We start from the raw sequence: 11,623 nt of genomic DNA, 5'->3' as shown, positions 1-11,623 counted from the left end.
TCGGACCGCCTTCCAGCGGACCCTCCGGGCTTCGTTCTTTCGTGTTTCCAGCTTATCAGATGTTTTCCGCTCCGTTTTCCGGAGTTTCATTCATCCGATTTGCTTTCGCCTTTCGGCGCTCCCGAACTCTATCAGAGTTACTCGGTCCGTTTTCCCCGGTCGTTCTCGAATTCAGATTCGAGCCCGTTTCCGAGGGGCCGTCCCGTGGGGCAACCCGGAGAACATTACGCACCGGGTCGCCCCACGTCAAACCGGCCTCAGCCGGTGTTGAGCGAGCGTCAGACCTCGACCACGACCGGCAGGATCATCGGCCGGCGGCGGTAGTTGTCCGCGACCCACTTGCCGATGGTCCGGCGGACCAGCTGCTGCACCTGACGGGGCTCCAGCACACCGTCGCTCGCCGAGCGGTCCAGCGCCTCCTGGAGCTTGGCGACCACCGGGGCGAACGCGTTGTCGTCGATGCCGGAGCCGCGGGCCTGGATGGTCGGGCCGCCGACGATCTTGCCGTTGGCCGAGTCGACCGCGACGAAGACCGAGATGAAGCCCTCCTCGCCGAGGATCTTGCGGTCCTTGAGCGAGGCCTCGCTGATGTCGCCGACCGAGGAGCCGTCCACGTAGACGTATCCGGCCTGCACCTTGCCGGCGATCCGGGCGACGCCGCCCTCCAGGTCGACGCAGACGCCGTCCTCGGCGATGACCACGCGGTTGCGCGGCACCCCGGTGGCGATGCCCAGTTCGGCGGCCGCGCGCAGGTGGCGCCACTCGCCGTGGACCGGCATCAGGTTGCGCGGCTTGCAGATGTTGAAGAAGTACAGCAGCTCGCCTGCCGAGGCGTGGCCGGAGACGTGCACCTTGGCGTTGCCCTTGTGCACGACCTTGGCGCCCCAGCGGGTCAGGCCGTTGATCACCCGGTAGACGGCGTTCTCGTTGCCCGGGATGAGCGAGGAGGCCAGGACGACGGTGTCGCCCTCGACGATGCGGATCTGGTGGTCGCGGTTGGCCATCCGGGACAGCGCGGCCATCGGCTCGCCCTGCGAGCCGGTGCAGATCAGCACGACCTCCTTGTCCGGCAGGTCGTCCAGCTGCTTGACGTCCACGACCATGTTGCCGGGGACCTTCAGGTAGCCGAGGTCGCGGGCGATGCCCATGTTGCGGACCATCGAGCGGCCGACGAAGGCGACCTTGCGCTTGTACTCGTGGGCGGCGTCCAGGACCTGCTGGATGCGGTGCACGTGGCTCGCGAAGGAGGCCACGATGATGCGCTTCTCGGCGTTCGCGAAGACGTTCCGCAGCGCCGCCGAGATGTCCCGCTCGTGCGGGATGAAGCCGGGGACCTCGGCGTTGGTGGAGTCCACCAGCAGGAGGTCCATGCCCTCCTCCGCCAGCTTGGCGAAGGTCGGCAGGTCGGTCAGGCGGCCGTCCAGCGGCAGCTGGTCCATCTTGAAGTCGCCGGTGGCCACGACCATGCCGGCGGGGGTCCGGACCGCCACCGCCAGGGCGTCCGGGATGGAGTGGTTGACCGCGATGAACTCGCAGTCGAAGGGGCCGATGCGCTCGCGCTGCCCCTCCTTGACCTCCAGCACGTACGGCCGGATGCGGTGCTCGACGAGCTTGGCCTCGATCAGCGCGAGGGTCAGCTTGGAGCCGATCAGCGGGATGTCCGGGTTCTCCCGCAGGAGGAAGGGGACGGCGCCGATGTGGTCCTCGTGCCCGTGGGTGAGGACGATGCCGTCGATCTTGTCGAGGCGGTCCCGGATGTAGCTGAAGTCCGGCAGGATCAGGTCCACGCCGGGCTGCTCGTCCTCGGGGAAGAGGACGCCGCAGTCGATGATCAGGATGCGGTCGCCGTACTCCAGGACCGTCATGTTGCGGCCGATCTCGCCGAGGCCGCCGAGCGGAGTGATGCGGAGGGCGCCCTCCTTCAGGGCCGGGGGCGCGCCGAGCTCGGGGTGCGGGTGGCTCAAAAGACTCTCCTCACGACGCACGCCATATGCCCGGGGTCCTCCCCCCTGGAGACATATGGCGTGCGTTCTCAGTGTCGTTTTCCTACTGGGTCTGTGCTCTCGCGCCTTCGGTCCGGTCCAGCGGCGGACCCTGGGAGGTCCGGCGAGCCGGGGCGCGCACGTCCGTGTCTGTTAGAGGTGTACCCCGCCGGCGGCGAGATCCTGCTTCAATCGCTCGATCTCCTCGGGCGTCGCGCCGACCAGCGGCAGCCGCAGCGGGCCCGCCGGCCGGCCCTGGAGTTCCAGCGCGGCCTTGGCGAGGATGACGCCCTGGGTGCGGAACATACCGCTGAACACCGGCAGCAGGCGCTGGTGGATGCTGGTGGCCTTGACCACATCGCCCGCCAGGAAGGCCTCGACCATCGCCCGCAGGTCCCCGGCCACCACGTGCCCGACCACACTGACCACGCCGACGGCTCCGACGGACAGCAGCGGCAGGTTGAGGATGTCGTCGCCGGAGTACCAGGCGAGGTCGGCGCGGGCGATCGCCCAGGCCGCGGCGCCGAGGTCGCCCTTGGCGTCCTTGTTGGCGACGATCCGCGGGTGCGCGCCGAGGCGGACCAGCGTCTCGTGGCTCAGCGCGACCCCGCTGCGGCCCGGGATGTCGTACAGCATGACGGGCAGCCCGGTCGCGTCGGCGACGGCGACGTTGTGCCGGTACAGGCCCTCCTGCGGGGGCTTGTTGTAGTACGGCGTGACGACCAGCAGGCCGTGGGCCCCGGCCGCCTCCGCCTGGCGGGCCAGCTCGATGCTGTGGTGGGTGTCGTTGGTGCCGACGCCGGCCACCACGTGGGCGCGGTCCCCGACCGCCTCGACCACGGCGCGGACCAGCTGGGCCTTCTCGGCGTCGCTGGTGGTCGGGGACTCACCGGTGGTGCCGTTGACGACGAGGCCGTCGTTGCCGGAGTCCACGAGGTGCGTGGCGAGGCGCTGGGCGCCGTCGAGGTCGAGCGCGCCGTCGGCGGTGAACGGGGTGACCATCGCGGTCAGCACCCGGCCGAACGGCGTCTGGGGGGTGGAGGTCGGAGCCATGCGTCCAAAGCTACTCGTAGGCGGTGGGGCGGTACCCATGCCGGTCCGGTGTTCGGACAGGTGCGGCGCATTCGTGGCGCGTACGTGGGATTCCGGTGCTGCCCGCTCGGGGGTTCGGACAGCACCGGAATCCGTGTTCACGAATGTAGGGAGCGGCCAGAAAAGCCGCAATCCAGACATGCCAGACACTCTGCCCGTATGCCTGTCGTCCCAGGTCAGGGGGCGACTCGGCCGTGCTTCTCGAAGGCCGCATGGGTGAGCGGCATGAGCCGGGCCCACTGCTCCTCCATCTGCTCCGCGACCATCTCGATCTCGCGCTGCGGGAAGGACGGCACCGCCGAGTTCTCCCGCCGGGTGCGCAGCGACAGGAAGTGCATCAGCGAACGCGAGTTGCAGGTCGCGTACATCGAGGAGAACAGGCCCACCGGCAACACCGCGCGGGCCACCTCGCGGGCCACGCCGGCCGCCAGCATCTCCTGGTAGCGGGCGTAGGACTCGACGTACGCGGCCTCCATCGCCTCGGTGGTGGTCCGGTGCTGCTCGGGCGTGCCCTCGTGGAACTCGTACTTGCCGGGGCGGCCCTGCTGGACCAGCTTGCGCTCCTCGCCCGGGACGTAGAAGACCGGCTGGAGCTCGCGGTAGCGGCCGGACTCCTCGTTGTACGACCAGCCGCTGCGGTGCCGGTGGAACTCCCGGAACACGAAGATCGGCGCGCTGATGAAGAAGGTCATCGAGTTGTGCTCGAACGGCGTGCCGTGCCGGTCGCGCATCAGGAAGTTGATCAGGCCCTTGGACTTCTCCGGGTCCTGGTCGAGGGCCTCCAGGGACTGCTCGCCCGCGGTCGAGACCCGGGCCGCCCAGATGACGTCCGAGTCGGCGGCGGCGCTGCGGACCAGCTCCACCGTCACGTCGCTGCGGAAGCTGGGGGCCGTCGGTTCGTCGCTCACGCGTTACTCCTTGCGGGTTCGGTGCTGTGCAGCTTGATGGCGTGCTGCATGGTCTTGCGGGCGCGCGGGGTGTCGCCGGCGTCGGCGTAGGCCACGGCGAGGCGGAACCAGACCCGCCAGTCGCCCGGCGCGTCCTGCGCCTCGGCCTGGCGGCGGGTGAACACCGCGTCGGCCGAGGCCCGGTCGATCCGCCCGCCCTTGCTGCGCTCCAGCTCGTCCACCGGAAGGCCGCCCTCGGCCTCCAGCTCGCGGGCCAGCCGCTCGCTGTCCCGGCCGAAGCGGACGGTCTGGCGCAGGAACCAGACGCCGATCACCGGGATCACGAAGGCGCAGATCCCGATGCCGATGCCGAGCGGCTTGCCGGTCGCGATCAGCTGGACGCCCTCGCCCACGCAGACCAGGGCGACCAGCAGCAGCACGCCGGACAGGACGAAGAAACCGGTACGAGAGGTCATGACGCCCTCCTGGAGGTCGACACTGTCACAGGTCCAGGAAGTGTTCGAGGCCGAAGGTCAGCCCCGGCGTCCCGACGACCTTGCGCACGCCCAGCAGGATGCCCGGCATGAAGCTGCTGTGGTGCAGCGAGTCGTGCCGGATGGTGAGCGTCTCGCCGGTGTCGCCGAACATCACCTGCTGGTGGGCGAGCAGGCCGCGCAGCCGCACCGCGTGCACCGGCACCCCGTCCACGTCGGCGCCGCGCGCGCCGGGCAGGCTGTGGGTGGTCGGGTCCTGCTGCGGCGGGCGGCCGGCCTCGGCCCTGGCGGCGGCGATCAGCTGGGCGGTGCGGGTGGCGGTGCCGCTGGGGGCGTCGGCCTTGCGGTCGTGGTGCAGCTCGACCACCTCGACCGACTCGAAGTACCGGGCGGCGACCTGCGAGAACTTCATGCCGAGGATGGCGCCGATGGAGAAGTTCGGGGCGATCAGCAGGCCGAGCTCCGGGGCCTGGTCCAACCAGCCGCGGACGGTGGCGAGCCGCTCGTCCGTCCAGCCGGTGGTGCCGGTGACCACGTGGATGCCGTGGTGCAGGCAGTGGTCCAGGTTCCCCATCACCGAGTCCGGGTGGGTCAGCTCGACGGCCACCTGGGCGCCCGCCTCGGTCAGCTCCTCCAGCTTGGAGCCGCGGCCGAGGGCGGCCACCAGCTCCAGGTCCGGCGCGGCCTCCACGGCCTTGACCGCCTCGGAGCCGATCCGTCCCTTGGCGCCGATCACGGCGACACGCAGCGTCATAGCAAAATTCCTCTCACCCGGAAATCGGCGGATCAGACCAGCAGATCGGCGAGCTTGGCGGCCCGCTTGTCGTTGACCGGGCCGATCAGGGCGAGCGACGGCCGGTACGCGCCCAGCACATCACGGGCCACCGCGTGGACGTCCTCCAGGGTCACCGACGCGATCCGCTCCAGCATGTCGTCCACCGACAGGTGGTGCCCGTAGCTGAGCTCGGCCTTGCCGATCCGGTTCATCAGCGAGCCGCTGTCCTCCATGCCGAGCACGGTGGAGCCGGAGATCTGGCCGATCGCCCGGTTCAGCTCCTCCTCGGTGATGCCCTCCTCGACCACCTTGGCCAGCTCGGCGCGGCAGATCCGCAGCACCTCCTCGACCCGCTTGGGCTGGCAGCCGGCGTAGATGCCGAACAGGCCGCTGTCCGCGTAGGACGAGGAGTACGAGTAGACCGAGTACGCCAGGCCCCGCTTCTCGCGGACCTCCTGGAACAGCCGGGAGCTCATCCCGCCGCCGAGGGCCGCGTTGAGCACGCCCATCGCCCAGCGGCGCTCGTCGTGCCGCGGCACCCCGGGCACGCCCAGCACCAGGTGGGCCTGCTCGGTGGAGCGGTTGAGCACCTCGACCTTGCCGGCCGTGCGCAGCGCCTTGTGGCCGCGGCGGGCCTCGGCGGGGGCCGCGGTGGAGGCCGCCAGCACCGGCGCGAAGGCCTGCTCGACCTGCTTGACCACCTTGCGGTGGTCGAGGTTGCCGGCCGCGGCGACGACCAGGTTCTCGGGCCGGTAGCGGCGGCGGTAGAAGCCGGCGATCTGGTCCCGGGTGAGCGTCCTGATGGTCTCCTGGGTGCCGAGGATCGGGCGGCCGAGCGGGCCGCTGCCGAAGATCACCTTGGCGAACAGGTCGTGCACCACGTCGCCCGGGTCGTCCTCGGCCATCGCCATCTCCTCCAGGATGACGCCGCGCTCGGACTCCACGTCCTCGGGCCGGATCAGCGAGCCGGTGACCATGTCGCAGACCACGTCGACGGCCAGCGGCAGGTCGGTGTCCAGGACCCGGGCGTAGTAGCAGGTGTTCTCCTTCGCGGTGAAGGCGTTCATCTCGCCGCCGACCGCGTCCAGGGCCGCCGAGATGTCCAGCGCGCTGCGCCGCTCGGTGCCCTTGAAGAGCAGGTGCTCCAGGTAGTGGGTCGCGCCGTTGAGCTGCGGGGTCTCGTCCCGCGAGCCGACGCCGACCCAGATGCCGAAGGTCGCGGAGCGCACCGTCGGCAGGGTCTCGGTGACGACCCGAAGGCCGCCGGGGAGGACGGTGCGGCGCACCGTGCCGGCGCCGTCGACGCCCTTGAGCAGGGTCCGGGTGGTGCCGGGACGCTGCGTTACCGCCGGGGCCTGCGCCACGGGGGGTACCTCCAGAGGAAACGCACGTGCGGATGGGCACGTACGGACGAACGCGTGGACAACGGGGTGCGGCCCGCACGCCGGGAGGCGTACGGGCCGCGGGGTCAGCTAGCGGCGCTTCACTCGGAAGCGGCCTCGCCGCCCTCCTCGCCCTCGATGACCGGGATCAGGGAGAGCTTGCCGCGCGGGTCGATCTCGGCGATCTCGACCTGCACCTTGGCGCCGACGCCGAGGACGTCCTCGACGTTCTCGACGCGCTTGCCGCCGGCCAGCTTGCGGATCTGCGAGATGTGCAGCAGGCCGTCCTTGCCCGGCATCAGCGACACGAACGCGCCGAACGTCGTGGTCTTGACCACGGTGCCCAGGTAGCGCTCGCCGACCTCCGGCATGGTCGGGTTGGCGATCTGGTTGATCGTGGTGCGGGCGGCCTCGGCGGCCGGGCCGTCGGCGGCACCGATGTAGATGGTGCCGTCGTCCTCGATCGTGATCTCGGCGCCGGTGTCCTCCTGGATCTGGTTGATCATCTTGCCCTTGGGGCCGATGACCTCACCGATCTTGTCCACCGGGATCTTGATGGTGATGATGCGCGGCGCGTTCGGGGACATCTCGTCGGGCGAGTCGATGGCCTCGTTCATCACGTCGAGGATGTGCAGGCGGGCGTCCTTGGCCTGCTTCAGCGCGGCGGCGAGCACCGACGCCGGGATGCCGTTCAGCTTGGTGTCCAGCTGGAGGGCGGTGATGAAGTTGCGGGTACCGGCGACCTTGAAGTCCATGTCGCCGTACGCGTCCTCGGCGCCGAGGATGTCGGTCAGCGTGACGTAGTGGGTCTCGCCGTCGATCTCCTGGGAGATCAGGCCCATGGCGATGCCGGCGACGGCGGCCTTCAGCGGCACACCGGCGTTCAGCAGCGACATGGTCGAGGCGCAGACCGAGCCCATCGAGGTGGAGCCGTTGGAGCCGAGCGCCTCGGAGACCTGGCGGATGGCGTACGGGAACTCCTCGCGGGTCGGCAGCACCGGCAGCAGGGCGCGCTCGGCCAGCGCGCCGTGGCCGATCTCGCGGCGCTTGGGCGAGCCCACGCGGCCGGTCTCACCGACGGAGTACGGCGGGAAGTTGTAGTTGTGCATGTAGCGGCGACGCGTCTCCGGGGAGAGCGTGTCCAGCTGCTGCTCCATCCGGAGCATGTTCAGCGTGGTGACGCCCAGGATCTGGGTCTCGCCGCGCTCGAACAGGGCGGAGCCGTGCACCCGCGGGATGGCCTCGACCTCGGCGGCCAGGGTGCGGATGTCGGTGACGCCGCGGCCGTCGATGCGGACCTTGTCCGTGATGACGCGCTCGCGGACGATCTTCTTGGTCAGCGCGTTGTAGGCGGCGCTGATCTCCTTCTCGCGGCCCTCGAACTCGGGCAGCAGCTTCTCGGCGGCCAGCGCCTTGACGCGGTCCAGCTCGTTGTTGCGCTCCTGCTTGCCCGGGATGGTCAGGGCCTGGGCGAGCTCGTCCTTGACGGCGGCGCTCAGCGCGGCGAGGACGTCGTCCTGGTAGTCCAGGAAGACCGGGAACTCGCCGGTCGGCTTGGCGGCCTGGGCGGCCAGCTGCGACTGCGCGGCGCACAGGACCTTGATGAACGGCTTCGCGGCCTCCAGGCCGGAGGCGACGATCTCCTCGGTCGGCGCGTCGGCGCCGCCCTCGACCAGCTTGATGGTCTTGTCGGTGGCCTCGGCCTCGACCATCATGATCGCGACGTCGCCGTCCGGCAGGACGCGACCGGCGACGACCATGTCGAAGACGGCCGACTCCAGCTCGCTGTGGGTCGGGAAGGCGACCCACTGGCCGTTGATCAGCGCGACGCGCACGCCGCCGATCGGGCCGGAGAACGGCAGGCCCGCCAGCTGGGTGGAGGCGGAGGCGGCGTTGATCGCGACCACGTCGTACAGGTGGTCGGGGTTGAGCGCCATCACGGTGACGACGACCTGGACCTCGTTGCGCAGGCCCTTGACGAAGGACGGGCGCAGCGGGCGGTCGATCAGGCGGCAGGTGAGGATCGCGTCCTCGGAGGGCCGGCCCTCGCGACGGAAGAACGAGCCGGGGATGCGGCCGGCGGCGTACATCCGCTCCTCGACGTCCACGGTCAGCGGGAAGAAGTCGAAGTGCTCCTTCGGCTGCTTGGACGCGCTGGTGGCCGACAGCACCATGGTGTCGTCGTCCAGGTAGGCCACGGCGGAACCGGCGGCCTGACGGGCCAGACGGCCGGTCTCGAAGCGGATGGTACGGGTGCCGAAGGAACCGTTGTCGATCACGGCCTCGGCGTAGAACACGTTCTCTTCCACCTGGAAGATCTCCTCTTTCGTACGTCTCCGGGAGAGCGTCCCCGCGCACTGCCTGCGGTGGGCCCCGGGCCCTCGTCAGGGAGGGCGGCAGTCGGGCCGGTCTTCGATCGAAGCCTCCGGAGTGCCCCGCTCGGTCTGCGGGGGTTCCGACGGCCACTACCGAGGACCGGCGCCTCACGGCTGCCGGGCCGGGATGGGCGGTCCGCGTCTGGACGCTCTCTCGGATGCGGGCGGCTTCCGTTTGAAGCCTTCGTCCCGCGGGGGGGGTTCGGGTCCTACTGCCCGGGTGGCGCGCTGGTGCGCCATCACCCGACATGCCCACAACCCTACGGTGCAATCCTCGGCCACCTGGGGAGGTGCGCGCGAGTTGTTATCTCAGGGTGCCGCGGCCGGACGGCCACGGCATACGCGCGAGGGGCGGCTCCCCGGTGTGGGGAGCCGCCCCGTGCGGCGGTCTTAGCGGGCGCCGCCGGCGGCACCGCGGCGGATGCCCAGGCGGTCGACGAGCGTACGGAAGCGCTCGATGTCCTTCTTGGCCAGGTACTGGAGCAGGCGGCGACGCTGGCCGACCAGGATCAGCAGGCCACGACGCGAGTGGTGGTCGTGCTTGTGCGACTTCAGGTGCTCGGTCAGGTCCGAGATGCGACGGGAGAGCATGGCCACCTGGACCTCGGGGGAGCCGGTGTCGCCCTCCTTCTGGCCGAACTCGGCGATGATCTGCTTCTTGACGTCAGAGGCGAGAGCCACTGCAACTCCTTCGGGGTCTACCGAGCGGTCCTGGTCGACAACACAGGACTCATCGAGAACTCGGTGTCGTGAGCGCGGCCGGCGCTCTGCCGCCCACGGATGGGCTGCGGACACACGGCTGCGCTCGGTGGCCAAGCGTACCAGTGCCGCCCACCCGGCCGTCCGGCGGGTGGCGCAGGGCGACGGGTGGGCAGCACGGGTGGGCGGCGCGGGTCAGCTGGTGGCGCCGCGGACCAGCCGGTAGACGTCCAGGACGGCGAGCGCCAGCGGGACGAGCGAGATCAGGGTGAGGCTGTCCACCAGGTCCAGGATGCGCCCCCAGAACGGGGAGACCCCGAGCCGCGGCACCACCAGGGCGATCGCGGTGAGCAGCGCGGCGCCGAAGGCGATGGAGGCGGTCAGCCAGATCGTGCGCAGGTCGAGCTCGGTGGTGGAGCCGGCCACCCGCAGGAAGAACTGCGGGGTGTGCAGGGACAGCCCGACGATCAGCAGGCTCAGGCCGAGCAGGCCGGCCACGGTGAGGCTGAGCACCTGCGCGGTGTAGCGGAACAGTCGGGCGCGCAGCATGGTGGTCAGGCCCAGGGCGAGCGCGAGCAGCTCGGGGAAGGTCTCGTCGGTGAAGCCGAGGACGGCGCAGGCGCCGACCACGACCGCGGCGCAGCCGCCGACCAGGCCGACCAGCACCTCGTGGCCGCGGCGGGCCTGGTGCGCGATCCGCTCGTACTGGACGGCCTCGGCGCGCTCGGCCTCCTCGTCGTAGTCGCGGCTGCGGGTGCGGGTCTGGCCGGGGGCGCTGAAGCCGACCGGCAGCCGGGCGAAGCGGGCGGAGAGGCTGGGCAGGAAGCCGACCACGGCGACGGCGGCGACGCCGGTGACGGCGGCGATGTGCCCGGCCGGGGTCTGCGGGAGCAGGACGGCCGCGAAGGTGGCGAGCGCGCCGGCGGTGGAGACCAGGGCGGCGGCGACGAACACCGCGTCCTTCTCCGGCAGCAGGCCGGCCAGCAGGACGGAGACCACCAGCGCGGCGACGCAGCCGGCCAGGAACTGGAGCCGGCCGGGGCCCTCCCACGGGTGGGCGACGGCGATCAGTCCGCTGCCGCCGATCATGGCGTGCGGCAGCGCGCCGAGGCCGAGCGCGACGGCCGCGTGGGCGTCCTGGTAGACCCGGGCGCGCACCCCGGCGAGCGCGGTGAGCACGACGGCGGTGACGCCGGCCAGGACACCGGGCAGGCCGTGCATGTCGTGGCGCAGGTCGGAGAACCAGAGCGCGAAGCCGAGCAGGGTGAGCAGCACCCCGGCGCCGATCAGGCCGAAGCCGCGCATCAGTTCGGCGGTCCAGAACCGGCGGTCGGCCTCGACGGCGCTGGCGATCGCGTCGGCGACGTCGTCGTAGACGGCCGGCGGGAGCGACTCAGCGAAGGGGCGCAGCGCCAGCAGGTCGCCGTCGCGGACCTGCTGGGCGGCCAGCGGCAGTCCGCTGTCGAGCACCGTGCCGTCGCGGCGGACCAGGTGGAAGCCGGTGGGGGTGCCGTCGGGCTGGCTCTGGTTGGCCAGGCGCAGCACCTCGGGGTAGACGTCCGCGAGCGGGACGTCCTCGGGCAGGGCGACGTCGATCCGGCGGTCCGGGGCGACGACGGTCACGCGGCAGTAGCCGGTTGTGGCGGCACTCATGCGCCCACCTCGATCCTTCGACGCACTTGGCGCTCCCCCTTGTTGACGGTGCCGAGGCCCGGCGGCGCTCGGTGTTGCTGCGGAACCGGCCCGACCGGGCCGCGAGTTGGCGCGGCGTTACCCTACCCGTTCGGTTCGTGTCCGCTGCCGGTGCGTACCCGGGTGCTGGCGGGCGGTGCGGGGGCGACCGTTAGGATCGGCGCCTGCGCAAGGTACGGGGGCTGCGCTGGGTGGGGCGTCCTCAGCCACCGGATTCCCGTACGGACCGTACGCAATCGCGTGAG

9 protein-coding genes are annotated in these 11,623 nt (G+C 71.0%); all 9 read right to left on the bottom strand.

The annotated features are described in order from the left end of the window. Nucleotides 1-278: 278 nt before the first annotated feature. Entirely contained in the window at nt 279-1,964 is a 1,686-nt protein-coding gene (locus tag ACGF13_RS38875; RefSeq protein ID WP_392884252.1) for a ribonuclease J, read from the bottom strand. 171 nt (nt 1,965-2,135) lie between these two features. Further along, nucleotides 2,136-3,035, bottom strand: a complete 900-nt coding sequence (dapA, locus tag ACGF13_RS38870) for a 4-hydroxy-tetrahydrodipicolinate synthase (RefSeq protein WP_392884251.1) — start codon at nt 3,033-3,035, stop codon at nt 2,136-2,138. Between the two features lie 215 nt (nt 3,036-3,250). After that, nucleotides 3,251-3,982, bottom strand: coding sequence for an FAD-dependent thymidylate synthase (gene thyX, locus ACGF13_RS38865; protein WP_392884249.1), 732 nt, complete (start codon nt 3,980-3,982; stop codon nt 3,251-3,253). Next, on the bottom strand, nt 3,979-4,437 hold the full coding sequence (locus ACGF13_RS38860) for a hypothetical protein (protein ID WP_392884248.1): 459 nt from the start codon (nt 4,435-4,437) through the stop codon (nt 3,979-3,981). Before ACGF13_RS38860 ends, thyX begins: the two co-directional genes overlap by 4 nt. 25 nt (nt 4,438-4,462) lie before the next feature. Further along, complete coding sequence (gene dapB, locus ACGF13_RS38855) at nt 4,463-5,209, bottom strand: 4-hydroxy-tetrahydrodipicolinate reductase (RefSeq protein WP_392884247.1); 747 nt, start codon at nt 5,207-5,209, stop codon at nt 4,463-4,465. Nucleotides 5,210-5,241: 32 nt separating this feature from the next. Then, on the bottom strand, nt 5,242-6,594 hold the full coding sequence (locus tag ACGF13_RS38850) for a M16 family metallopeptidase (protein ID WP_392884245.1): 1,353 nt from the start codon (nt 6,592-6,594) through the stop codon (nt 5,242-5,244). A gap of 119 nt (nt 6,595-6,713) precedes the next feature. After that, on the bottom strand, nt 6,714-8,921 hold the full coding sequence (locus ACGF13_RS38845; protein WP_392884243.1) for a polyribonucleotide nucleotidyltransferase: 2,208 nt from the start codon (nt 8,919-8,921) through the stop codon (nt 6,714-6,716). A gap of 456 nt (nt 8,922-9,377) precedes the next feature. Then, complete coding sequence (gene rpsO / locus ACGF13_RS38840) at nt 9,378-9,668, bottom strand: 30S ribosomal protein S15 (RefSeq protein ID WP_209416808.1); 291 nt, start codon at nt 9,666-9,668, stop codon at nt 9,378-9,380. A 213-nt stretch (nt 9,669-9,881) separates the two neighbouring features. Beyond that, nucleotides 9,882-11,339, bottom strand: a complete 1,458-nt coding sequence (gene eccD, locus ACGF13_RS38835) for a type VII secretion integral membrane protein EccD (RefSeq protein WP_392884241.1) — start codon at nt 11,337-11,339, stop codon at nt 9,882-9,884. Nucleotides 11,340-11,623 lie beyond the last annotated feature (284 nt).

The sequence above is a fragment of the Kitasatospora sp. NPDC048286 genome (genome assembly GCF_043201735.1).
Lineage (GTDB): Bacteria > Actinomycetota > Actinomycetes > Streptomycetales > Streptomycetaceae > Kitasatospora.
This window is presented reverse-complemented; position numbering and strand designations above follow the sequence as displayed.

Bases quoted from the DNA above. Each gene is read 5' to 3' on its own strand.
- dapA (WP_392884251.1), bottom strand. From the start codon at position 3,035: ATGGCTCCGACCTCCACCCCCCAGACGCCGTTCGGCCGGGTGCTGACC.
- eccD (WP_392884241.1), bottom strand. From the start codon at position 11,339: ATGAGTGCCGCCACAACCGGCTACTGCCGCGTGACCGTCGTCGCCCCG.
- dapB (WP_392884247.1), bottom strand. From the start codon at position 5,209: ATGACGCTGCGTGTCGCCGTGATCGGCGCCAAGGGACGGATCGGCTCC.
- ACGF13_RS38860 (WP_392884248.1), bottom strand. From the start codon at position 4,437: ATGACCTCTCGTACCGGTTTCTTCGTCCTGTCCGGCGTGCTGCTGCTG.